At 55.8% G+C, this 24072-nt stretch carries 24 protein-coding genes and 1 riboswitch; of the genes, 17 read left to right on the top strand and 7 right to left on the bottom strand.

Annotated features, from left to right (window positions below; translation table 11 throughout):
- Positions 1–7: 7 nt before the first annotated feature.
- Both ACR0NM_RS09170 and ACR0NM_RS09165 read right to left on the bottom strand, forming a co-directional pair.
- A complete protein-coding gene (locus ACR0NM_RS09170) occupies positions 8–772 on the bottom strand; it encodes a transporter substrate-binding domain-containing protein (protein ID WP_170394204.1) in 765 nt (254 codons plus the stop codon).
- 41 nt (positions 773–813) lie between these two features.
- Entirely contained in the window at positions 814–1611 is a 798-nt protein-coding gene (locus ACR0NM_RS09165; RefSeq protein ID WP_480614237.1) for an ABC transporter ATP-binding protein, read from the bottom strand.
- Positions 1612–1688: 77 nt separating this feature from the next.
- Between ACR0NM_RS09165 and ACR0NM_RS09160 the strand changes: the two genes are divergently transcribed.
- From ACR0NM_RS09160 to ACR0NM_RS09145, 4 genes are read left to right on the top strand one after another with little or no spacing between them, the layout of a single operon-like run.
- On the top strand, positions 1689–2345 hold the full coding sequence (locus tag ACR0NM_RS09160) for a TetR/AcrR family transcriptional regulator (protein WP_480568438.1): 657 nt from the start codon (positions 1689–1691) through the stop codon (positions 2343–2345).
- The gene (locus ACR0NM_RS09155) at positions 2342–3526 is read left to right on the top strand and encodes a pyridoxal phosphate-dependent aminotransferase (RefSeq protein ID WP_480568435.1); all 1185 of its coding nucleotides are present in this window, start codon (positions 2342–2344) and stop codon (positions 3524–3526) included. Before ACR0NM_RS09160 ends, ACR0NM_RS09155 begins: the two co-directional genes overlap by 4 nt.
- A complete protein-coding gene (locus ACR0NM_RS09150) occupies positions 3523–5127 on the top strand; it encodes a 5-guanidino-2-oxopentanoate decarboxylase (RefSeq protein ID WP_480614235.1) in 1605 nt (534 codons plus the stop codon). The genes ACR0NM_RS09155 and ACR0NM_RS09150 overlap by 4 nt, the downstream gene beginning before the upstream one ends.
- Positions 5128–5130: 3 nt before the next feature.
- The gene (locus tag ACR0NM_RS09145) at positions 5131–5913 is read left to right on the top strand and encodes an arginine deiminase family protein (RefSeq protein ID WP_170561710.1); all 783 of its coding nucleotides are present in this window, start codon (positions 5131–5133) and stop codon (positions 5911–5913) included.
- A gap of 119 nt (positions 5914–6032) precedes the next feature.
- Here ACR0NM_RS09145 and ACR0NM_RS09140 read toward each other — a convergent pair whose 3' ends face one another.
- From ACR0NM_RS09140 to ACR0NM_RS09130, 3 genes are all read right to left on the bottom strand, one after another.
- Positions 6033–7643, bottom strand: a complete 1611-nt coding sequence (locus ACR0NM_RS09140) for a glycosyltransferase family 2 protein (RefSeq protein ID WP_480614233.1) — start codon at positions 7641–7643, stop codon at positions 6033–6035.
- Positions 7643–8773, bottom strand: a complete 1131-nt coding sequence (locus tag ACR0NM_RS09135) for a glycosyltransferase family 61 protein (protein WP_480614231.1) — start codon at positions 8771–8773, stop codon at positions 7643–7645. The genes ACR0NM_RS09140 and ACR0NM_RS09135 overlap by 1 nt, the downstream gene beginning before the upstream one ends.
- A 522-nt stretch (positions 8774–9295) precedes the next feature.
- The gene (locus tag ACR0NM_RS09130) at positions 9296–10168 is read right to left on the bottom strand and encodes a glycosyltransferase family 32 protein (RefSeq protein ID WP_480614229.1); all 873 of its coding nucleotides are present in this window, start codon (positions 10166–10168) and stop codon (positions 9296–9298) included.
- A 474-nt stretch (positions 10169–10642) separates the two neighbouring features.
- On the opposite strand from ACR0NM_RS09130, the gene ACR0NM_RS09125 reads away from it, so the two are divergent.
- From ACR0NM_RS09125 to ACR0NM_RS09065, 13 genes are all read left to right on the top strand, one after another.
- Positions 10643–11638: a glycosyltransferase family 2 protein gene (locus tag ACR0NM_RS09125; RefSeq protein ID WP_480614228.1), complete on the top strand. Its 996-nt coding sequence runs from the start codon at positions 10643–10645 to the stop codon at positions 11636–11638.
- A 72-nt stretch (positions 11639–11710) separates the two neighbouring features.
- The gene (locus ACR0NM_RS09120; protein ID WP_480614226.1) at positions 11711–12406 is read left to right on the top strand and encodes an FkbM family methyltransferase; all 696 of its coding nucleotides are present in this window, start codon (positions 11711–11713) and stop codon (positions 12404–12406) included.
- A 399-nt stretch (positions 12407–12805) separates the two neighbouring features.
- Positions 12806–12906, top strand: a riboswitch (TPP riboswitch).
- Positions 12907–12985: 79 nt separating this feature from the next.
- Positions 12986–13774, top strand: a complete 789-nt coding sequence (thiD, locus tag ACR0NM_RS09115; RefSeq protein ID WP_480614224.1) for a bifunctional hydroxymethylpyrimidine kinase/phosphomethylpyrimidine kinase — start codon at positions 12986–12988, stop codon at positions 13772–13774.
- Entirely contained in the window at positions 13771–14799 is a 1029-nt protein-coding gene (locus ACR0NM_RS09110) for an FAD-dependent oxidoreductase (RefSeq protein ID WP_480614222.1), read from the top strand. Before thiD ends, ACR0NM_RS09110 begins: the two co-directional genes overlap by 4 nt.
- Positions 14796–14993, top strand: coding sequence for a sulfur carrier protein ThiS (thiS, locus tag ACR0NM_RS09105; protein ID WP_480614220.1), 198 nt, complete (start codon positions 14796–14798; stop codon positions 14991–14993). The genes ACR0NM_RS09110 and thiS overlap by 4 nt, the downstream gene beginning before the upstream one ends.
- A gap of 1 nt (position 14994) precedes the next feature.
- Complete coding sequence (locus ACR0NM_RS09100; protein WP_170625590.1) at positions 14995–15765, top strand: thiazole synthase; 771 nt, start codon at positions 14995–14997, stop codon at positions 15763–15765.
- Positions 15762–16358 (top strand): thiamine phosphate synthase, encoded by a 597-nt coding sequence (locus ACR0NM_RS09095; RefSeq protein ID WP_170561737.1) that lies wholly within the window; start codon positions 15762–15764, stop codon positions 16356–16358. The genes ACR0NM_RS09100 and ACR0NM_RS09095 overlap by 4 nt, the downstream gene beginning before the upstream one ends.
- Positions 16355–17323: a ThiF family adenylyltransferase gene (locus ACR0NM_RS09090; RefSeq protein ID WP_480614218.1), complete on the top strand. Its 969-nt coding sequence runs from the start codon at positions 16355–16357 to the stop codon at positions 17321–17323. Before ACR0NM_RS09095 ends, ACR0NM_RS09090 begins: the two co-directional genes overlap by 4 nt.
- A 42-nt stretch (positions 17324–17365) precedes the next feature.
- Positions 17366–18274 carry an ABC transporter substrate-binding protein gene (locus tag ACR0NM_RS09085; RefSeq protein ID WP_480614633.1) on the top strand — a complete coding sequence of 303 codons (909 nt, stop codon included), beginning with the start codon at positions 17366–17368 and terminating at the stop codon, positions 18272–18274.
- Entirely contained in the window at positions 18271–18942 is a 672-nt protein-coding gene (gene tenA / locus ACR0NM_RS09080; RefSeq protein WP_223118545.1) for a thiaminase II, read from the top strand. Before ACR0NM_RS09085 ends, tenA begins: the two co-directional genes overlap by 4 nt.
- A complete protein-coding gene (locus tag ACR0NM_RS09075) occupies positions 18939–19664 on the top strand; it encodes an ABC transporter ATP-binding protein (RefSeq protein WP_223118546.1) in 726 nt (241 codons plus the stop codon). Before tenA ends, ACR0NM_RS09075 begins: the two co-directional genes overlap by 4 nt.
- A complete protein-coding gene (locus ACR0NM_RS09070; RefSeq protein WP_223118547.1) occupies positions 19661–20314 on the top strand; it encodes a TenA family protein in 654 nt (217 codons plus the stop codon). The genes ACR0NM_RS09075 and ACR0NM_RS09070 overlap by 4 nt, the downstream gene beginning before the upstream one ends.
- On the top strand, positions 20311–21054 hold the full coding sequence (locus tag ACR0NM_RS09065) for an ABC transporter permease (RefSeq protein WP_480614216.1): 744 nt from the start codon (positions 20311–20313) through the stop codon (positions 21052–21054). The genes ACR0NM_RS09070 and ACR0NM_RS09065 overlap by 4 nt, the downstream gene beginning before the upstream one ends.
- Positions 21055–21312: 258 nt before the next feature.
- On the opposite strand, the gene ACR0NM_RS09060 is transcribed toward ACR0NM_RS09065, so the two are convergent.
- Positions 21313–22242: a glycosyltransferase family 2 protein gene (locus ACR0NM_RS09060; RefSeq protein WP_480614214.1), complete on the bottom strand. Its 930-nt coding sequence runs from the start codon at positions 22240–22242 to the stop codon at positions 21313–21315.
- Positions 22232–23980, bottom strand: coding sequence for an ABC transporter ATP-binding protein (locus ACR0NM_RS09055; RefSeq protein WP_480436466.1), 1749 nt, complete (start codon positions 23978–23980; stop codon positions 22232–22234). Before ACR0NM_RS09055 ends, ACR0NM_RS09060 begins: the two co-directional genes overlap by 11 nt.
- Positions 23981–24072: the final 92 nt, after the last annotated feature.

Here is a 24072-nt window from a genome sequence, read left to right as displayed (position 1 = left end):
CGGCGGCTTAGTAAATGCTGGCCGAGAAATAGTTCGATGTGATCTTCTCGTGCGTGCCATCGGCAAGAATTGCGGCGATGCCTTTGTTCAGCGCCTCACGCAGGTCATCTTGCCCTTTGCGCACGCCAGCCCCAACGCCGCGTCCCAGAATAGCGGGATCATCTGCAACGGCGCCTTTAATTTCACAGCAAGCGCCCGCATCCGAGTTTACAAAGTCGGCCATGGCGATGCTGTCTGCTTGAGTTGCATCAATACGGCCTGCGAATAGGTCCTGATTGGCCTCATCCTGTGTCTGATAAACCCGCAGTTCAGCATCCTTGAAATATTCCTGCGCATAGGCCTGGTGGATGGTCGAAGCCTGAATGCCGACAACTTTACCCGCCAGCGACTCGGGTGTCGCTTCGATATCCATCGATTTGTCCGCAACGATTACAGCGGGTGTGTTGTAGTAAGGATCGCTGAAATCAATGGTTTTCAGCCGCTCCTCGGTGATCGACATAGAGGCCATGATGGCGTCGATCTGCTGCCCGGTCAGCGATGGAATGATACCATCCCAGGCTACAGGCGTTATAACACAGTCCAGTTCGGCAGCTGCACAGACGGCATTGATAACATCGATCTCCCATCCAACCCAGTTGCCTGAGCTGTCAAGCGAAGCGAATGGTGGATAAGGTTCAGCCGCGATACCGATCTTGACCTCTTCGGCACTGGCGACACCAACTGAAAGGATGGCGGCGGCAACTCCGGACGCAAGCAGTTTCTTAAGGTTCATTTTGTTACTCCCTTTTGGTTCATTAGTTTGTTTTGACTGAATCAGGCGACCGAGCTGAGGAACTGCCTCAACCGCTCTGATTTTGGACTACCGAAGACCTCGGCAGGTGGACCCTGCTCTTCAATGCGGCCTTCGAAAAGATAGACAACGTGGCTGGCAACTTCGCGCGCAAATTTCATTTCATGGGTGACGAGCAGCATGGTGCGTCCTTCACCAGCGAGATCACGGATCACGTTCAAAACTTCGCCGACCAACTCGGGGTCCAGCGCCGATGTGGGCTCATCGAAAAGCATCACCGAAGGATCTACGGCAAGCGCACGGGCAATGGCAGCGCGTTGTTGCTGACCGCCAGATAGATAGGCCGGAAAGGTGTCGGCCTTGTCACCAAGCCCTACCCTTTTCAACAGGTCGTGCGCCCGCGAGATAGCCTCTGCCTTTGGCACCTTGAGGACATGTATCGGCACTTCGATCACGTTCTCCAAAAGCGTGCGATGCGTCCACAGATTGAACTGCTGAAAAACCATTGCCAGCCGCGTTCGGATACGCTCGATCTGGCGGCGGTTCGCTGGGCTACCATCGGCGTGCATTTCAACCAATTCACCGCCTATGGTGATTTTTCCCGAGCTCGGCGTTTCCAAGAAGTTGATACAGCGCAGCATGGTGGATTTGCCCGAGCCTGACCCCCCGATGATTGCGACAACGTCCCCCTTGTTGGCAGTCAGGGAGACACCCTTCAGGACCTCTAGCGCACCAAAGGATTTGTGCAGGTCCTCAATCTTTATCGCCTCAATGGACGCAGTGGCTTCGGGTGTGGGTGATGCTGCTTCGGCTGTGTCCATATCCAACAATCTTCTGATTTCAGCTTGCAGTAAGCCTCGAATCTCGCAATTATGCAAGTGTATAATAACTCCATGCCATGGATGACACTGACGTGCAGGACGACAGCCGCAAATTTAAACGTGAGTCTGCTGAGTTTCGGCGCGAGGCGCTGATATTGGCGACTTTGGACCTGATCGCCGAGATGGGCGTCCGCGGTGCCACGGTGCGTGAGATTGCAGCCCGCGCGAACGTGACCCAAGGGTTGATCCGTCATTATTTCTCTTCAAAAGAAGAGTTGGTTCAAGCGGCGTATGAGCACCACATGAATACGCTAACCGATCAGACAGCAGCTTCGTCAGGAATGGGAAGCGCGGTATCTCAGTTGACCAACTTCGTTGACGCGTCGCTGCGACCACCAATCGTTGATCCAAGCGCTGTGGCGTTGTGGGCCAGCTTTCTGAACAAGGTGCAACATGATTCAAAAATGCAGCGCATTCACCAGCAGACCTATAACTATTTCCGGGGTCACCTCGAGGAGCTGATCGTCGCTGCATTGCTGGAAACCGGACGTTCAGTTGCTGCAACGGAGGCAACGCAACTGGCCATTGCTTGCAACGCGGTAATCGACGGCCTTTGGCTGGAAGGCGGTGCGCTTCCGGACGCGTTTTCCGAAGGGCAACTGGCGCAGATCGGCTTGGACTCGGTAAGCGCCATCTTAGCGATACCATTGAACAAAGAGGCGGAGCAGCCATGAAGACCACATCTGTGACTGAGCGTTTAGCGGGGTTGGGTGGTGCCAAATGGGGTGTACACCTGAAAGCACGTGACCTTATCAAAGCCGGAGCGGATATCGTCGAAATGACGATTGGAGAGCCGGATGTGCCCGTGCCAGCCGCATTGGTAGAAGCCACCGTAACCTCCTTGCGGGCACAACGGACAGGGTATTCCAACGGGCGCGGTGAAGCCGGACTGCTTGACGCGCTTGCTGCTCGCTATTCAACCTCTCGTGGGCGGCCCTTCGGACCCGAGAACTTTTTGTGCTTTCCCGGGACGCAAACCGCCCTATTCGCAGTGATGTCCGGGATTGCAGAGGCCGGAGACGAGGTTTTGGTTGGTGATCCGATGTACGCGACATACGAAGGAGTCGTGCGTGCATCCGGGGCGGATATGGTGCCTGTGCCGCTTCGGCCAGAGCACGGGTTTCGCATGCAAGCCGAAGATATTGCTGCACGCATCACTCCACGCAGCCGCGCCATTCTTCTGACAACGCCACACAACCCGACAGGTGCAATTCTGACTACCACGGAAATTGCCGAAATCGGGCAGCTCGCCATGGCGCACGATTTATGGATCATCTCGGACGAGGTCTATGAAGAACTGATCTTTGACGAGGCCGAATTTGCTTCACCATTGGCAGACCCGAAACTGGCGGATCGTGTCATAGGTGTATCATCCATCTCGAAATCACATGCTGCCCCAGGGTTTCGTAGCGGTTGGTGTGTCGGACCAGCAGCGTTTTGTGAAGCGCTGCTGCCGTATTCCGAAACAATGCTCTTTGGCAATCAGCCCTTCATCGCGGACATGACCGAAAAGGCAATCCGCGACGGGTCCGAGGTTGCGCCCGGCATGGCCGCTCGTTTCTCTGGCCGCGCCACCCTGCTGGCTGATCGTCTTGAAGCAGAAACGGATCTGACGGTTCATCGCCCAGAGGCGGGAATGTTCGCCCTCATCAACGTTTCTGCCACCGGGTTTGATGGTGAAGCTTATGCGTGGGATCTGTTACAGGCCGGGGTGGCTGTCATGCCAGGGTCCGCCTTTGGCGACGGTCTGAAAGACTGGGTCCGGGTCGCGCTGACGATTAGTGACGCCGATTTTGCCACAGCGGTTTCTCGCATCATTGATCACGCCAACAGCAAATCACGCGAGGTTGCATGAGCGGAATGACAATCGGCGAAGCTTTGGTTGCCAAGCTTCGCCAAAGAGATGTGACCTGCGTCTTCGGAATTCCGGGCGTTCACACGGTCGAACTTTACCGCGGTCTTGCGGCTTCGGGCATTCGTCATATCACGCCCAGGCATGAACAGGGTGCTGGTTTCATGGCTGATGGCTACGCGCGTGTTTCGGGGAAACCGGGTGTGACCTTTGTGATCACCGGCCCCGGATTGACCAACACCTTGACACCGATGGCGCAGGCGCGCGCTGATTCAATTCCGATGTTGGTGGTCTCTGGTGTCAATAAAACCGCTTCACTTGGCAAGGGCTTGGGACATCTGCATGAATTGCCAGACCAACTGGGGCTGGCCAGAACAGTTGCGTTGGTGTCAGAACAAGTTCCCGACTCCAACGCTCTGGACCCGGTCTTGGACCGTGTTTTTCACGACCTCACCAACGGTCGCCCAGGGCCGGTGCATATAGAGGTCCCGTTGGATGTAGCAGCAGAAAAATATCAAAAAACACCAGTCGAGACGCTCGATCCAGCACCCCCGGTCAATCCAGATTTAATCTCACAAGCGGCAAGGCAACTGGCTAAAGCAAATCGAGTTGTCATTCTGGCGGGCGGTGGCGCGAAAAAAGCGGAAACCGATTTACAGACATTGGCTGAAACCCTCGATGCCCCCGTCGTGCAAACCGTCAACGCACGGGGCATGATGCACCGACATCCACTGACCGTTCCTGCCAGCCCGAGCCTCAAAGCAGTACGCGAGCTGATAGAAAGCGCTGATTGCGTTCTGGCTTTGGGAACCGAATTGGGGCCAACCGACTATGACATGTACGGCACCGAGCAAATAGCAGGAAGGTCAGGCCTGATACAGGTGGATCGCTGCAGCGATCAACTGGCGCGACATGAGGCAGCGCTAACCATTCAAGGTGACGTTAATTTGGTTGTACCGGCGCTGTTTGGGGCATTGTCCAATGAGGCAAAGCAAGACGACGGTGCCGAACGCGCCAGCAAAACACGCCGCGCCGCCTGGCAGGAAATTGGTCCGGACTATCGCCATCAGGTCGAAATCCTGAACGCCATTCGCTCGGCAGTTCCGAATGCATTGATGGTCGGAGACTCAACCCAACCAATTTATGCCGGCAATCTTTTCTACGACCACGACCGGGCCGGAGGTTGGTTCAACGCAGCAACGGGATATGGCGCGCTCGGCTACGGGATACCCGCTGCCATCGGCGCGTCAATCGCCGATCCGACTGCAAGGGCGATCTGCATTGTCGGCGATGGAGGTGCACAGTTTTCATTGCCTGAAATCATGGCCGCAGCAGATGAAAACCTGCCGGTCACCTTCGTGATCTGGAACAATCATGGATACCAGGAAATTGCCGCGTCGATGCGGGATGTGGGTGTGACCGTCATAGGTTGTGATCCTTCGCCCCCGAATTTTTCTGCATCAGCCAAGTCTTTTGGCATTCCATTCACCAAGGTTCCGGCCGAACCACAGGCTGTCGCGCAGGCGTTGCGCGAAACTGTCGCTTTAGATGGGCCTGCAATGATCGAAGTCATCGCTCCGAAATGTGAACCTCAGAAAGATTGAAACATGTCAGACCCGACCTTTGAGTTCTCCCGCGCAATCACCCGCCGCCCGGCTGCGACCATTGCCGGCGGTTTGCGTGCAAAGGATATTGGAAACCCCGATTTCGAAGGAATGATGGCGGCACATAAGGCTTATGTGGCTGCACTGAAAAGCACCGGGGCTGAAGTGATCGAACTTGATCCCCTTGACGCGTTCCCCGACGCACAGTTTGTCGAGGATACGGCCCTTTGCCTACCGCAAGGCGCTGTGCTGATGCGACCAGGCGTACCATCGCGGATGGGTGAGGTGGCAGAAATGGCGCCAAATCTTCGCGCTTGCTACGAGACGGTTCTGGAAATCAACGGCCCCGGCCATATCGAGGGCGGAGATATTCTTGTAACCGGTCGCGAAATTTTGGTGGGCAGATCAGACCGCACGGACGCTGAAGGTGTCGCCGAGCTGTCTAAAATCACCTCCGCGTGGGGCCACAAACTGCGCGAAGTGTTTACACCGGAAGGCGTTTTGCACTTCAAGACAGATTGTTCACTGATGGATGCCGAAACAATCCTGTCTACCCGAAGACTTGATGCATCAGGCTGCTTTGAGGGCTACCGAGTGCTTCATGTTGCTGATGGGGAAGAAGCTGCTGCCAACGCGATCCGCTTCAACAATCTGGTGCTGATGGCCGCAGGCTTCTCGCGCACAGCAGACATGTTGGATCGTGAAGGGTATGAGATCGTAGAAATTGACAACACCGATTGCGCCAAGCTGGATGGCGGCATGTCATGTCTCTCGCTAAGATTTTGAAGGGTTATTCGTCAACTTTTGGTTATCGGCGGTCTTTTAGTTGGCGAATGAATATCAGCCGCGCGCTATCTGCGACAGCCGGGGCCGTTCTCTGAATCTGATCATTGCGGCAGGATAAGTCAGCTTTGCATATCCGCATCTATGATGGCGCGGATCCGTTGCAAATCCTCAAGTTCGATGCTGGTGATCTCGTCATAAAGGTTGCGAAACTCGGGCTCATCCATCAAAAACTCAATCTTAGCCTGGTGCCAGGCAACAGCTTTTTCGTGTAGCTGCGCAATCTGGGGAATGGCTAGCAACGCTTCCATCGCCACTGACAATCTGGCCAGGTTGCGTTGGATAGTGACGTCCTGATACTGGTTCCAATCCATCCGTATCCAATAGTTGCGCCCGACAGTGCGATCCACATGCAGGGCTCGTCCGCGTTGACGCTTGACCAAGAAAGACTGCGCAGATCTTAGTGCGTAGTGGTTTAGCTGGACCAGTTCATAACCGATGGTCTTGATATCGGACCTCCAGCCATTCTTTGCCACTTTGTGCGTGATATCCTGACCCGATCCATTGACCCATAGCACCTGTTCGGCTTTTGCTTCTTTCAGCTTATTTGGCCGGTGACAGCTTAGTTTACGATAGGCACGAATATTCCTGGTGGCGGTCTTGAAGCCCCAAGCGGTATGCGGTTTGGGCAGATATGACGGAGCGCATCGGTCAAATTGCGCCAGGACCGGCCTGTCTTCGTAGGTCTTTATCCCGGCCGACCCAAATTGCCGCCAGGTCATGGCAATATTGCTGACTCCGTCGGGCAGGCGCTTATAAAGTTCCGGCAGTGTCCCGTTACCAAAGCGGATGTTGATAAACTCATCCACATCAATATGGATAACCCAATCAGCACGTTTGACCACCTTGAGCTTTGCAGACTGGTTCAGAGCCCACTGTTGCGGGGAATTGCCCTTCCATTTGTTGTTGTCGACATGCGTGACCAGACCGGTTTTGGCCAGCGCATCCAGCATCAGATTCGTGCCATCCTCGCAGCCATTGGTATAGATAACAAAGTGATGCACCCCGATCGATTGGTGGTATGCAATCCATTCCAATAGGAAAGGGCCTTCGTTTTTCATGCAACCGATCAGCACCGTGCCGCTGGTACCCTCTGGCGGCCTGAGGTCCACCGGCACCGTGTCACCCATGGGTCGACTTTCGTCAAAACTGGTCAGGTCATTGCGCGGCAAGAAGCGACGGGCAAATGGCAGCACTTCTTTTGGAGTGAATTCTTCTTTTGCAGAGGAGGCCAGGGTAGAGAATGCAGGAGGCTGTGCAGTCAGATCATCTGGCCATTCAATCCGGTTAACTATCGCATCGGCACCAAATTGTGCGGCCCAAATTCTGGCGCGATCAGATCCTGAATCAAGATCAGTCAAAATCAGGATGTCGGCCGCCAATTGCCCCAAAACTTCGTGGACTCGACCAACAGAGACTTCCGTGTTGAGGTTTTCTGATAGCGCTGGCATGGCCAAAAGCATGAACCGCGGTCGCTCATTAGCAATCGCACTGGCGAGTGCGGGCAAAAATTCGGGCGGCTCGGCCTTTGCACGTCTTCGCCGCGTAATCTGCGCAAACGCAACCAGTTGCTGCTGCAAATCCGCGTTATCGATACTCAAAACAGACGCAACCCCATTGGCTTGGTGCGCCTGATCCCGAGCTGTGTCGCGTATATCCAGGATTAGCTGCATTAGTCAGCGGTCTCTTGATGGATGGGAACCAGCTGGTCGCCAAGGGCTTTTTCCAGTTTTCGGATGGTTCGCCGCCGCTGCCGCCAGAACATTTCTTCCCAGGCCAGATCAGGTGAGACAAATCCTGCATCGGCAAGCATTTTATGCAATCTGGACATGTCAAGCTCTCCAAGTGAATGGCGGTTGGGGCGACCGCGCGAAGCCAATACCCAATCAGTGCGAATGGCATTGGCGACTAAAGGCTCTTGCCCGCAAAAGGCCGCTAGCTGAGCCGAGATATTGTGATGCACCGAAGAAGTGCGGCGCGGGATCATTGCAACCTGCTGATCTGGACGGCCTACCAGAGCAAAAAGATGCAGTGCCGACCCGTCTAGTGCAACGATCTGACGGGCGGCTTTGTAACGCGCGATCTGCTTTTCCATCGGGTGTTGTTCCGGATAGAAAATCTCGTAACCGTTCTGGCGCAAATTCTCTTCGAGAAACTCTTCTCCGATAACGCCACCCCGCCGTATTCCAAGACCCGCGCGCGAGATATAAAGCCGCTCCGGCCCATCAGGGGGAACGTCGGCGCCAAAATTTTGATGGATCAAGGCACGATATTCAGGCGTTCCCGCCACAATCGGGCCCAGCCCAAACCCCTGACCGGGCACATGCAGATGTTCTATCTGAGTTGGCTCGGTCACCACTTTGATTGGAAGATCAATACCCAAAAGCGCAAAAAAATTATGCTGCATGGGGCGCGTTTCATCCCCATTGGCGGGTCGCTTGGGGGTAAAGAGGACCCCATCAATATCCTTCGCGATTGCCGGCAGCGGCCAAAGACGTGCGGTGCTTTCAGCCAGGAAATGACCAAAGTGTACCCATAACAGCCCGGCATAAAGCCAGCGACCCGACAATTGCGGCAAAGGGTCTGTTGGCGATACCGGTTGGGTGGTCATGGCACGCTTTCCCCGCCAAAGCGCCCCATGCGCGCAATATTCCCGGTCTTCAGTCAGAACACCGGCTTCCTGCACCGTATCGGAGACTGCGGGCGGAACCACAATAGCCCGCTCAAGTGCAACAAGTTCACGTGACCATCCTTGATCAGGCTGAGGAGGTTGGTTCAGATCATTATCGTTAAGCGTAGACATCTTTGTTCACACCCGGTCAGAGCGACCGGGTCGACAAAGACATGCTTTTAGTCGGTCTTCTGGTGTTAAAGGCCGGGATAGATGATCGGCGAATATCCTTGTGATCTGTAGCCAGCTTCTTTGACATTCGCCTATCCCTTAAACTGGACCCCAGATTAATCCAAGATCTGTGTTCGGGCTTCATAACATTCGGCCCTATTCACCCCAGTATTCTGATATGGCCGTACCTGCGCCGCTGCAAGTAATCGTAGTGAAATTTCTACGCCAGAAAAAGTAAAGGCTCTATCCGTAGGAAGACAATCGAATATGTTGACAGTGTCGCAGTTTATCATCCTTGCCTGAAGCGACCGCCATTACTTTGATTGCCAAGTTGTTGTCCGTTGTACTCAATGCAATGGCCGGTTGGGAAACCGTCCGCCAAACAACTTGGCACTACGGTATTAGCAGATGACACCTAGTGTTATTGTTTGCGATCGCCCCAAACCTGGACACAGACTGGCGCTTTTGACTTGCCCAGACATTTTAATCTTGGTCAACAGACTTCAGCACATCCTGTGGCATCGCCTTAGAGGGATCGATGTCATGTTTCTTGCATAGCTTGGCGACCTGGCTGTTGGGATGCGGCAAAGGAAACCCACCGTCCATATTGTATTTCTTGCGCATGCTTGAGCCGCCAATGTGATGAACCCCCAACGCGTTTTCATTGAGCGATATGCGGGAAAACCGCGGCCGGAAATAATTCAAGCGCATGGCCGTAGGTTCTTGGGAATAGAATGACTCGGGTGGCAGGGCGTGTTTGACTTCACCGTTTTTGCCCAGGAAATACGAGATAGCCTGAGGCCCGAACGTATAAAATGGCAGCTGCGACAGGTTTTCCAACGGTACCGAGAAAGAGCCGTCTTCATTGGACTTGCCGATGGAAACATCAATATTCTTTTTCCACGGCCAGTCATTGGGGATCACGATCTCAGACCCGTTCATAAAGTCATGCATACCCTGCAATGTTGGAGAACTGTGCGGCAGCCGGAGAGCCGCATTGTTATAATAGCGTTTCTCTTTTGCGAAAATATACTGAATGTCGGGGATCGGCTGCATACACAACATATCGCAATCCATCCAGATTTCGTCGGATTCCCGAAGCATGTTGATCCTGAAAAAATCCGACAACGGGGCATAAGCGCTGTTTCGCTTTTCGTTTCGCCATATTTTCAGGTGGTCAGGTAAGAAAATACGTGCATCCGCATTTTCAACGCCCGGTGGCGTATTCGTGATTTCATTCAAAGAGTACAACTTGACCTTATGGCCGTGATCCACAAAGCTTTTGAGGCAGAGTTGCTCGAAAAAAGTCAGACTGGATCCATGCCAAAACGATGAAATTACTGGAGAAATATCCATGCTGGATCGATGCCCGTTATATTTTTCGCTTGCTCCGCATTAGCATGGCTCCGGTATTCGATCCACTGGTTTAATGATCCCGATACAACCGCAATTGTGATGGTGACCCAACCGTCCAATATGAACTGTCTGTAGCGCAGGTCCGTTAGTCAGAATTCTCGCACCTTTGTGTTTCGCGAAAAAGAACGAGCGGTAAAGATCAAACTTTAGGGGCTCGCAATAAGCAGTAATTGTTTGGTTACCTCAACTTTGGTCCAGTTTTCTCAGTCCTCCCCGACAAAGGTCGTAAGATCACCCAAACTGTCTTAAATCGGATCGTCCAATAAGACCTCAGGATGCTCTTGCTTAAGGCGGAAAATTCACCGATCAAGGTTGCCACAAATCCAGACTTACTGGGCAATAGAGGAAGCCGGTGACTCTAAAGACGTGCAATCAGCGATTTTGGCCCTTCCCAAACACAGGACTCCTTTGAAGATGGCCACCTGGGGTGTCGTTACTATGGTCAAAGAGCCGCCAGAGCTGGTGGCTATATTTGCTTCCTATTATGCGTCACTCGGCGCGCAAGAGATCTTTATCTTTCTGGATGGTGATGATCCGAAAGCGCGGCAACTTCTGGCTCAGATACCGAACTGTCGCGTTGAAGTGATGGATGACACGTTTTTTCGAAGAAACTGGGACTGTGCTTATCCAGAAAACAGTTTCAGACGCCAAAGGCTGATAGCGACAAAAGCCTATCGAGAAGCAAAAGTCGATTGGATGCTTTTCCTCGATGCGGACGAGTATCTGCAAGCCGATGATTTTGCACAAGAGCTTGCTGACCTGCCCTCGGATGTTGATACGATTTCAATTCCTAATGGCGAGCGTGTGTTTTCAACCGAGGACACCACACCCGGACTTTTTGGTGGTCTTATGCTGAAGCCTAAGCACACCCGCGGCTATGTCGCCCGAAGCTTATTCGGAGAAGAACGACTCAAGTACAGCGACAGAGGATTTTGTGCGCATCGTTTCGGAAAAAGCGCCACCCGAACGGGGAAAAACATCAAGTTAGGTGTTCATGCGCCACAGCGGTGGAGAGGCAACATCAAGCGACATGTTTCTCAACAATCGGTCATTTGTCACTTTGACGGACTGACCGAAATCCACTGGATGCTCAAATTGCTGAGATATCATGATATGGGCACATATGAATCACCTAAGGGCAGCAACGATTTCCGCTATGAACAGGTCCAATTCCTGAAAAATTCATCTTCTATGAATGCTGTTCAAGAGCTTCATGACATTATCCGAAAATACGACAAGGACACGGAAGAAAGATTGAGGGGTCATGGTCTTCTCGATGATGTGCAGGTCCGCCCTTTCCGGGGTTTGGATACTTATTATCCTGAACACGAGTTTGACTTGTCGGTTGAGTGGTTCAACGAGGTTCTGAAGACGAATATGTCGGACCTCTATGCGAGATTACCGACATGATGTTTGATGCAAATAGTCTGACCTTATGCAAAACATGCTCTACCGACCGCTCATCCTTGGAATGGAGCAAGAATGACCGAAACGAACCCTGATGTTGCGATCCAGTACCGTGGATTGAAGATACCTTCATCGCCATTTCTGGACGAAACGATCATGAATCTGATCGAGCAGGACAACTATGAAAGCTGGGAAATGGATGGCGCTTTGAGCGTCGTTCAACCGGAGGATCGTATTCTGGAAATGGGCGCCGGTCTGGGTATCGTGAGTGGTGTTGTCGCGCTCGAGAACAAACCAGAGGCTATTCTCAGTTTTGAAGCCAATCCAAATCTAATTCCACACATCCGTCGTTTACATGCCCTAAATGGGCTTTCAGACCGGATCGAAGTCCGGAATGCGATACTAAGCGCCAATCCAAAGGATCCCGACTCTATTCCGTTTCATATTGACGCTTCATATCTAGGGTCTTCAGTTTTTGATAATGCTGGTGATTCAACAACATCAGTGCACGTCGCTAAAGCAGACTTCGAAGCGGTGAAACGAGAGTTCGCTCCGACGGTTCTTGTGATGGATATTGAGGGGGCGGAACTGGATTTCTTGAGGAATGCGGACCTGTCGGGCATTCGAGCCATTGTTATTGAATTCCATCGCCTCATTTATGGGCACAAAGGTGTCCGGGCCTGTAAAAGGATTCTTTCGAACGCGGGTTTTCTACGGCTGGACGATTTGTCTTGGAGGGTCGTTTGGACCTGCACCCGAGATCTTGGCTGAGCCCTCTTCATTGCGATGGGCAATTTTCGGGTTAGGTGATTTGGCCAAGCCAGTTGAGCGCCCTGAAATGAGACTATCGGCCGGCTTGTGAACTGAATTTGCCCATCGCAATTCACGCACTGCAGCTATCTGCATCTATGAGCAGTAACTTGTGACAGAATCTCAAAAAGACTGTTTCTGTCTTTGATCTCGGATCGCGGGGCTGATGAAACGTCCACGGTTTCGGCGCTGTATGTCCCTATCTTATTGTGTCGTTCTCCGGTCATAGCATCTGGAAACGCCACCATTTTGCGACTTCACCAAAACCCCGAGTTAATCGAAATACTCAAGCGGAGGTCGCAACCACCAAACTGTGTGCAACAAAATTGTTGACGAGACCTGATCTCATCAATAATCGGTAACCATCTGTTGGGGTGCCCCTCGGGGCTGAGATGCAGACATGCAAACCCATTGAACCTGACCCGGTTAGGACCGGCGGAGGAAACAGGCATACCGGGCGCCCCGTGTCACAACTCGTGTCACTACGCAGGCTCTGGGTCTTTCCACGCACATCCTGACCATGACAACGAAGGATGTGCCATGGTTGCGACTGCATTGACGATTGCCGGCTCCGACAGCGGAGGCGGCGCGGGCATTCAGGCGGATCTCAAATCATTCGGCGCGATGGGCGTGTACGGTTGCAGCGTGCTCACCGCGATCACAGCGCAGAATACCTGTGACGTGACGGCTGTACATCCGATCCCCGACAATGTGGTCGCGGCTCAGATCAAGGCAGTGTTGGATGACATCCGCATAGACGCCATCAAGATCGGAATGCTGGGCACGCCATCATTGGTCGAAACAGTGGCCCGTGCATTGGAAGGTTTTTCCGGACCTGTAGTCCTCGACCCCGTCATGGTGGCGAAATCCGGGGTCGCCCTGCTTGAGGATCAAGCGATTGCCGCGCTGAAGCAGTATCTTCTGCCGCACGCTGACCTGCTGACACCAAACCTGCCCGAGGCGGACAAGCTGCTGGGACAAACCCATAAAGGCGACAGTGCCGGACTGGTTGCGCCGTTGCTGGCGCTAGGTCCTAAGGCGGTTCTGATCAAGGGCGGCCATGCCGATGGCATTGAGTGCCTTGATGTGCTGGCAAAGTCAGGGTTCGTTGTCACGCTGGGGGCACCGCGGATCGCGACCCGCAACACGCATGGTACTGGCTGCAGTTATTCCGCAGCAATTGCGGGCTGCCTTGCGCGGGGCATGGATCTTGAGACTGCGGTGCGGCGGGCGCATGGCTGGCTGCACGCTGCAATAAAACGTGCCGACGGGTTGGAGATTGGACAAGGCCACGGCCCGGTGCATCATTTTCACGAGATGTGGGCATGAGCGCTGTCACCATACTGGGTGCAGGAGTTGCCGGGCTTTGCGTTGCAGCCGAGCTGGTGTCACGCGGTGTTTCCGTACGGATGATCGACCCGGCAGGTCCCGTGAATACGCATTCCTGCAGCTGGTGGGCCGGGGGCATGTTGTCGCCGGAATGCGAGGGCGCAGTCGCCGAACAGCCCGTTGTGGAACACGGGCGTAAAGCAGCGGATTGGTGGCAAAAGCAGGGGGCGCAGTTCGGTCTGGATGTAACCCGGAACGGTACCTTGGTTGTCGCTCTGGGCCGGGATCAGAGCGAGCTGACGACGTTTGCACGGCGCGCCGAAGGCGTGGAATGGCTGGACCGCGAGGGCATCGCGCTCCACGAGCCGCATCTGGCCGAGCAATTCGGCAAGGTGTTGTTCATCGCGAATGAAGCGCATCTCAATCCCCGCCCGATGTTGACCGGGTTGCATGCACACCTGGTGGCTTCGGGCGTTGAGTTTCTGACTGCAGGCGAAACGCTGGGTCAGGTCATCGACTGCCGTGGTCTCGCCGCGCAGGATCGGCTGAGCGATTTGCGCGGGGTAAAGGGTGAGATGCTCATCGTGCGCTGCCCGGACGTGTCGCTATCGCGTCCCGTGCGGCTGCTGCATCCTCGTTTCCCGCTCTACATCGTACCGCGCGGCGATGGCGTATTCATGTTGGGCGCAACCCAGATCGAAAGTGGGCAGCGCAGCCGCGCAAGCCTGCGATCCGTGATGGAACTAATGAATGCGGCCTACGCGTTGCATCCAGCCTTTGGTGAAGCCGAGCTGCTGGAAATCGGAGTCGATGCCCGCCCGGCCTTTGCGGACAATCAGCCACGCATCCGCCACTTCGACGATCGCATCATGGTGAACGGGCTGTACCGCCATGGCTATCTGCTTGCTCCGGCGTTGGCAGGGATGGTGGCAGATCTGGTGACCTGCGGCACGCAGCCCGCGCTTTGGTACGAGAACTGCCAAAACACGAAAATCGCACACAAAACACTGGGGAGAACCACATGAAACTGATGGTGAATGGTGAGGCCGTCGAGGCCAAAAGCCCCAGCCTTGCCGATCTTCTGGTCGAACTAGGCAAAGGCAATGACAAACTGGCCACGGCGGTGAACGAGGTGTTCGTTCCGGCATCAACACGTGCGGCGCAAATGCTTTCCGATGGGGACCGGATCGAGCTGGTTTCGCCGCGGCAGGGGGGCTGACATGCCGGAATTCTACGGCAAGGAAATAGCGTCGCGCCTGATGTTGGGCACCGCGCAGTATCCGTCGCCCGCAGTGCTCGCCGATGCGTTTCGACGTTCGGGCGCAGGCATTGCCACGGTGTCGCTGCGTCGCGAGGCGGGTGGTGAAAGGGCCGGGCAGGATTTCTGGTCTCTGATCCGTGATTTGGGTGTCGAGGTGTTGCCCAATACCGCCGGGTGCTACTCAGTACGCGAAGCGGTCACTACGGCGCAGATGGCGCGCGAACTTTTCGAGACCAACTGGATCAAGCTTGAGGTGATCGGCCATGCCGACACTCTGCAGCCCGACCCGTTCGGCCTTGTGGAGGCGGCGCGCATCCTTGCCGACGATGGGTTCGACGTCTTCCCCTATTGCACCGAAGATCTGGTGCTGTGCGAGAAACTGATCGAGGCAGGCTGTCGTGTGTTGATGCCTTGGGGGGCGCCGATCGGCACCGGACTGGGGCTGAACAACCTTTACGGCCTTCGCTCGGTACGGGCTCATTTTCCCGAGGTGCCTCTTGTGGTTGATGCAGGGCTGGGCCTGCCATCACAGGCGGCACAGGCCATCGAAATCGGCTATGATGCGGTGCTGCTGAACACGGCGGTCGTTAAGGCAGGTGATCCGGCGGCGATGGCCCAAGCGTTTGCCCGCGCGGTTGAAGCCGGTGCCTTGGCCTTCGGTGCCGATGCTATGGAACCGCGCGACATGGCCGCGCCCTCAACACCTGTTTTCGGAAAGGCCATGCTGTGACGCTGCCGTCGTTCTACCCGATATTCGATGACATCTCATGGCTGCGCCGAATGCTGCCGCTCGGAGTGCGGTTGGTGCAGCTGCGCATCAAGGAACATCCCCTGGATGCGGTGCGCGCGCAGTTGGCGGAGGCGCGGGATTTGTGCCGCGACCACGGCGCGCTGTTGGTGGTCAATGACTATTGGGAGCTGGCGATTGAGCTTGACTGCGACTGGGTGCACCTAGGGCAGGAAGATCTGGATACCGCTGACCTTGACGCGATCCGAGCTGCTGGATTGAAACTTGGAGTCTCAACCCATGACGAAGCAGAGCTTAAGCGTGCGCTGGCTTTGCGGCCTGACTATGTGGCACTCGGGCCCGTTCATCCGACCATTCTTAAAAAGATGAAATGGCACCAGCAGGGTGTCGAAAAGCTGACCGACTGGAAGGCGCGGATCGGACCTATTCCGCTTGTGGCGATAGGTGGCATGTCGGTCGAGCGCGCGCAGGGTGCGTTCGCCGCCGGGGCCGACATCGTGTCCGCCGTGACCGACATCACCTTGAAGGACGACCCAGAAGCCCGTGTACGCGAATGGCTAAGGATCTGCCTATGAGCCGCTATGCACGCCAGATTGCTGTACTTGGCTTTGGCGCGTCGGGGCAGGAAAACCTGCGCACCGCGCATGTACTGGTGATTGGCGCAGGAGGGCTTGCCGCACCAGTGCTGCAATATCTGGTCGGGGCCGGTGTGGGACGTATCCGTTTGGTTGATGCTGACAAGATCAGCCTGTCGAACCTGCACCGCCAAACGCTGTTCCGTGAACGCGACATAGGGCAATCCAAAGTGCAGGTGGCAGCACGTGAAATGATGGCGCTGAATGATGAGGTGCGGATCGAACCGGTCGAAACCCGCTTTGATCCGGCCAATGCCTCGCAACTTTGTCAGGGCATCAATCTGGTGCTGGATTGTGCCGACAGTTTTGCCGCCAGCTATGTGGCCTCGGATGTTTGCCTTGCTGCCGATCTGCCGCTGATCAGCGCCAGCGTTGTGGGCTCGGACGGCTATGTCGGGGGCTTCTGCCACAAGGCTCCGGGGCTGCGCGCTCTGTTCCCGGATCTGCCTGCAAGGCTGGGTTCCTGCGACGCGGATGGCGTGCTTGGCCCGACGGTGGGTGTGATCGGCAGTCTGCAAGCGCAGATCGCGGTTGCGGTGCTGAGCGGGGACCTTACGCCAATGGGGCGTCTGGTGACCTATGACGCCACCAGCATGCGCTTTGGCGGTTTTCGCTTTGACGGCGCACCGGATCCCGCACCAGAGCCGGACTTCATAGCGCAAGAGATGCTTCGGGCCGACGATCTGGTAATCGACCTACGCGCCGCAGATGAAACTGGCCCGGAGCTGGCTGGCGCTCAGCGCCTCAGTGTCGATGAAATCGATCCGCGTGACCCCCTTTTGCAAAACAACAGACGCCTCATCCTTGCCTGCCGTTCCGGTCTTCGGGCCTGGCAGGCGGCGATGCGGATTTCCACGAAAAACGGGCCCGAAATCAAACTTCTGGCCCTAGGTGACAACAACTGAAACGAGGAAACCGAATTGAAACATTTTCTGACCGTAGCGGCGATGCTGATGGCTACACCGGCGCTGGCACAAGACAAGATGACTCTCCTGCTGGATTGGTTCGTGAACCCTGATCATGGTCCGATCATCGTAGCGCAGCAAAAGGGTCACTTCGCAGACCAGAATCTTGAGGTCGAGATTGTGCCGCCTGCTGATCCCTCGGCCCCACCGAAACTGGTAGCCGCCGGGCAGGGTGACATCGCCGTGAGCTATCAACCAAACCAGCACCTACAGGTAGCCGAAGGTCTGCCGCTGATGCGTGTCGGTACGTTAGTGGCGACACCACTCAGCTGCCTTTTGACGCTGAAGGACGGCCCAATCCAGGAAATCAGCCAGCTAAAGGGCGGCAAGATCGGGTTCTCAGTTGCCGGCGTAGAAGAAGCGGTGCTGAGTGCCATGCTGGGCAAGCACGGCGTCGCGCTGGACGAGATCGAGATGATCAACGTCAACTTCTCGCTCAGCCCTTCGGTCATGTCGGGGCAGGTCGATGCGGTGATAGGTGCCTATCGCAATTTTGAGCTGAATCAGATGGAAATCGAAGGCGTCGAAGGCCGATGCTTCTATGTCGAAGAAGAAGGCGTGCCGACATATGACGAGCTGATCTATGTCGCCAACCCCGAGCTGATGGACAAGGACAAGGTGCGCCGCTTCCTGCGCGCCACCGAGCTGGCCACGCAATACATCGTCAACAACCCGGATGAAAGCTGGGAGGTTTTCAAAAGCTACGCGGAAGAGCTGGACGACGAGCTGAATGCAAAGGCTTGGGTCGACACCCTACCCCGCTTTGCCTTGCGTCCTGAGGCGCTGGACGAAGGCCGCTATATCCGCTTCGAGGAATTTCTGGCCAAAAGCGGCCTAGTCGAGGGCACCCGCCCAGTATCGAAAATCGCGGTCGATCTGGGGGCACAATGAACTACGGCACCTCATTTGAGGCGTGGCGAGCGGCGGCCGGGGAAACCTGGCCTGCCTATACCCGCCACGCATTCGTGCGGGGCATGGGTGATGGAACCCTCCCGCGCGCGGCGTTTTTGCATTATCTCAAACAGGACTACGTTTTTTTGATCCATTTCGCCCGCGCTTGGGCGCTGGTGGTGACCAAGGCCGAGACCGTCGCGGATATGCGCCTCGCCGCGGGGACAGTGAATGCACTGATCAATGACGAGCTTGCCCTGCATATCGGCATCTGCGCCGAGGCTGGGATTTCCGAGGAAGAACTTATTGCAACGCAAGAGCGTCAGGCTAATCTTGCCTATACACGCTATGTGCTGGATGCCGGGCATTCAGGGGATATGCTTGATCTGCTGGCCACACTGGCCCCCTGCGTCATGGGCTATGGTGTGATCGGGGCGGAGCTTTCGGCGACAAAGACCTCGGAAACCTATGCCGATTGGATCAACACTTATGGCGGGGAAGATTACCAACAGGTCTGCTGCGATGTTGGCGCGCTGATCGATGGCGTGGTAGCGCGGCGCATCGGGGATGACCCGCAAAACTGCCCACGTTGGGCAAATCTTTGCGACCGCTTCCACAAGGCGACCGAGCTTGAGGTCGGCTTTTGGGGCATGGCATCGCAGCCATGAGCCCGGCCCCCGCCCTATATCTGCGCGGATCACTGTCGATTGGCGACACATCCATCGCGCACGGCATTGATCTGCGACTTGATGCAGGGCGGTGGACCTGTCTTCTGGGGGCCAGTGGTGTGGGCAAATCCACAGTGCTCAAGCTGCTGGCCGGACTGGGAGACCATGTTTCTTTGGACGGTGAAATCTGGGCCTCGGACGGTGGCGCGCTGGCCGGGCGGGTGGCCCTAATGGCGCAGAGTGATTTGTTGCTGCCTTGGCTATCAGCGCTCGACAATGTGGCAATAGGGGCACGATTGCGCGGCGAGACGCTTGACCGGGATCGAGCCGAGCACGTGCTGGAGCAAGTTGGGCTAGGCGCGCATCTAGACAAGAAACCGGGAGAGCTCTCCGGTGGGCAGAGACAGCGCGTGGCCTTGGCCCGAACCCTGATGGAAGACCGCCCCATTGTGCTGCTGGACGAACCTTTTTCCGCCCTTGATGCCCTGACTCGGGTGCATATGCAGGACCTCACCGCACAGCTGCTGAAGGGACGTACGGTGCTGCTTATCACCCATGACCCGGCCGAAGTGGCGCGGCTGGGGCAGAACATCATGATCATGACGCGCGACGGGCTGCACCCGGTCGAAACTCCAATGGGCAGCATCCCGCGCCCTGTTGATGATCCGGGCGTGCTGGGCATCCAGGCCGCGCTGCTTCAACAACTCAGGACTGACAGATGAGCACAAGCGAAACTCTCAGGGCGCTGAACCAGGACAACTGGACAGCGGCCACGACACATGACTTTACCAATGCGCTGGCAACCGGAATGCTCGATCACGGCAAAATGGCTGGCTATTTACAGCAGGATTACCTTTTCGTGGAAGGCTTCGTGCGTCTGCTGGCCTCAGCAGTGGCGCATGCACCCAACCTCGCCGATGCTGTGCCGGGCGCGCGCTTTCTGGGCCAGATCTGCGGGCCAGAGAACACGTACTTCCTGCGTGCATTAGACGCGCTGGACGTGCCCCAGGCAAGCGAAGCCGCACCCGAAACCCTGGCGTTTCAGGCCCTGATGGACGAAGCCCGCACATCCGGGCGCTACGAGCGGATGCTGGCGGTGTTGGTGGTCGCGGAATGGGTCTATCTGGATTGGGCCAGCCCGGTCGAAGCCCGCGCCGAAGATCTGCCGTTCTGGCTGGGGGAATGGATCACTCTGCACTCAGGCGACGGGTTCGAAAGTGTGGTCGCCTACCTACGTGGACAATTGGACGCGATCTGGTCGACCCTTTCGGACCAGGCACAGGCCGAGGTCGCTGCAACCTTCGGCAAGGCCGTCGCCCTTGAGCGTGCCTTTTTCGATGCCGCATGGGCAGGCTTCCCGGTAGCCCGATGACAGGTTGGCGTGCGGGTATCGCCGCCACCGCAATGGCACTAGCGCTTTGGCAACTGGTGGTTTGGGCCACCGGCTTGCCGCGTTTTATCTTGCCCCCGCCAGCGCTGGTTTCCGAAACCATTTGGAACAGCCGCAACCTTCTGCTGGAGCATGGGCTGGTCACCGCGACCGAAGTGCTGATCGGGCTGGCCCTTGGCGCAGTGCTGGGCGGGCTGTCGGCCATCGGCCTTGCCGCCTCACCGCTAGCACGCGCGCTGGTGCGACCAATTTTGGTGTTTTCCCAGACCATCCCCGTCTTTGCCCTCGCACCGATTCTGACCCTGTGGCTTGGCTTCGGGCTCGAGGCCAAAATCGCCATGGCGCTGCTGATCATTTATTTCCCGGTTACTTCGTCTTTCTTTGATGCACTGATGCGCAGTAATCGCGACTGGCTGGATCTGGCTCGGGTCATGGGGGCGTCACCTGCCCGAGTAATGTGGCACATCCGTATTCCATCTGCTCTGCCCGGATTTGCCAGCGGCCTGCGTCTGGCTGCCGTCTATGCCCCGATCGGTGCCGTCATCGGTGAATGGGTCGGAGCGTCGCGTGGGCTGGGATATCTGATGTTGCTGGCCAATGGCCGTGCCAAAACCGACCTGATGTTCGCCGCGCTAATCGTGTTGGCGCTACTTACCATCATCCTGCACGCAACAGTCAATGCCCTGTGCAATCGGTACCTGGATCAGCGTGATCAGATATGAACAAAGTACTGAACATCAATATACACGAACGCGGAGATCGACTTTAATCGTGCCACCAGCTGTGATGAAAGAGCTCAAAGCTAGAGTACATTGATTTCCAGAGCGCCATGTTAAACAAAGCTAATTGGTCGAGCGGCGAACGCAGAGTGTGCCGAAGTCACTTGTCCAAGAGTCCTACCGTAAGGATCAACTTGAATTAGGCCGAACCAGAACGCGTAGCGTCATGGTCTGAAGGTGGTTTATCTTTGCCAGTGGCCACTACTTCCGCTGGTCAGGCCTCCGCATCCAGAGAAGTCGGATGGTTTCCGTAATTTTTGCAACGCGGATCACATAGTGAACGCCCCACACACCAAAAGCCTGTTTGGTTGACAGATCCTGATTCCTCAGGAGATTTTTTAACGTCTTGAAGGAAGGGATCAATTTCTGCAAAGGCGGGATGTAATTAACGATGCCGCGCTTGGCATTGCGGCGCAGCCTAGCCCCCTCAATACGACGGGCTTTGGTGATGTGATCCTCAAGACTGTCGCGCGCCGGATGACGGACGATGGCGTCTTCGGCAAACACAATCGCTTCGCCCGCAGATTGAGCACGATCATTCCATTCCATGTCCCCGCCGGACAACACCGTGTCGTTGAACCGACCGATGCGATCCATAAGCTCCCGCCGTACGATCAGATTGGCCGTAACCGCACGCCCCCGTTCCACCCATTTTTTTTGCTCTAATCCCAAATGAACATCATAGAGTTCGGTCGTCGTCCAATCCTGCCCGTTCGGGATCAGCACTACATTGCCGCCAAAGCGATTAACCTCGGGGTGGTCTTCGGCTATTTTCAACCCGGCCTCTAGATAGAGCGGGTCAGGCTGACAATCGGAGTCGGTGAAAAACAGTAGCTCCGAGGTGGCTTCTTCGATTCCCCGGTTGCGCGCTGCGTATGAGCCGGGTTTTGCCTCACTTAGGATGCGGGCGTTGGCGGGCAGGCGAAACCCGTCTGGCATGGGGTCGGTCGGATCATTGTTGACTGCAAGTATCTCGAACTGGTTTGTGTTCAGTGTCTGAGAGGCGAGCCCATCCAGACAAAGCTGCAATTGGTCCCAGCTTTGATAGGTCGGGATGATCACTGACGCGCTCAGGGGCGAACGCGCCGGTGTAATGTCAGGCCGCTGGATCACGTCGGGATCATTCGGCATTGACGGCGTTCGAGTACTGATGGTCATACAGGGTTTTGAATGGTCCCGGTTTCTTCAGCAACTGTTGGGCGCTGCCCTGCTCAAGAACTTCACCAGCCTCAATCACGACGATCTTGTCCGCATGCATGATGGTTGAAAGCCTGTGAGCCACAATGATTGTCGTGCGCCCCTCGGTCAGGCGGCCCAATGCCTCCTGAACCAGATGTTCCGACCGCGAGTCCAGCGCACTAGTTGGTTCGTCCAGCAGCAGGATCGGGCTGTCGCGCAGAAGCGCGCGCGCAATCGCAAGGCGCTGTTTTTGACCACCGGACAGGAAGGCACCATTTTCACCAACCAGAGTGTCAAAGCCTTTCTCAAGCGACATGATGAAGTCATAGGCATTCGCGGCCTTGGCAGCCTCGATCACGTCGTCTTGCGAGGCACCCTCACGGCCAAAACGGATGTTGTCGGCGATTGAGGCCGAAAACAGAAACGTCTCTTGCCCGACGAACGACATGTTCTGGCGCAGTGATTTGAACGAGGCGTACTTGATATCCTGACCATCGATCGATACCGAACCACTGCTCGGGTCATAAAGGCGCAGGGCCAAATTCAAAATGGTCGACTTGCCGCCGCCGGACAGACCAACCAGAGCGGTGGTCTTGCCAGCTTCGAACGTCAACGAAAGCCCTTTCAGGATCGGATCGCGACGACGGTAGCCGAAAGTGACGGCGTCGAACACCACCTCTCGCGGACCATCAGGCAGGCTTTTGGGATTGGCCTCTTCCGGCAGAGTTTCAGGCTCGTCCAACATATTGAACAACATCTGCACCCGGCGCAGACCCAGTTCCATCTTCACCCGCACCTTCGTCAGGCGCTTCGCGGGCTCATAGGCCATCATCACAGCGGTCACGAACGACATCAGTTCACCCGGAGTGGACGCTGCAGCGCCAAACAGCTTACCAGCGCTCAACCCGATGACCGAGGCAATTGCAAACCCGGCCAGGATATCCGTCAGCGGGCTCGTCGCAGCTTGCAAACGCGCAAGCTTGTTGCGGCGCTTCTCAACGCTTTTCACCGCCGAATTCATTTCGAGGGCCATGCGCTCTTCCAATCCGAAGGACTTGACCACACGTATACCAGCCGAGGTTTCTTGAATGACCTTCATGATCGCGCCCATCGATTGCAGCTCCATATCCGCAATCTCTCGCACTTTGCGAAGCAGCATGCGAACACCCAAGATCGCCAAAGGGCCGACGATAAGCGTAAACAAAGACAAGATCGGTTGCTGGTAGAACATCACGGCCAAAAGACCAATCAATGTAAGCATATCGCGCACCGCAGTGGTCACCATGATCTCGATCACCGTGCGCGCAGCCTGGGCGGTTTGTGTCACCTTCAACAACAGATCCGAGCTTTCGGTCAAATTGAAGAATGACACCCCTTGCCGCAAAAGTTTGTCGTAAAGCTTGATCTGCTGTTTCGAGACGATCCGGTTACCGGCACGGGTCAGAGCCACAATCTGGACGTAAGTCGCAATCCCTTTGACCAGGAAGATCGAGAATACAGCCATCGAAACGCCGAAAATCTTGGCTGAGTTTTCACTGTCAAACAGCGAATCCACCACATCACGCATGATAAAGGCGATACCTGCAGTGGTTGCCGCAACAAATACCATCGCGATGATCGCGATGGTATAAGGGACCGCTTGCTCGCGCATATTTTCGGAGAGCAGTCGCCACAGGACGGAATCACTCAATACGGCCGCAAATTTTGATTTGATCTTTTGCAATGCACATGTCCACTGTGATCAGGATCGAGCTATGTCACATCTGACGCGCTCATAAACAG

The organism is Ruegeria sp. AF2, assembly GCF_056542025.1.
This window is presented reverse-complemented; position numbering and strand designations above follow the sequence as displayed.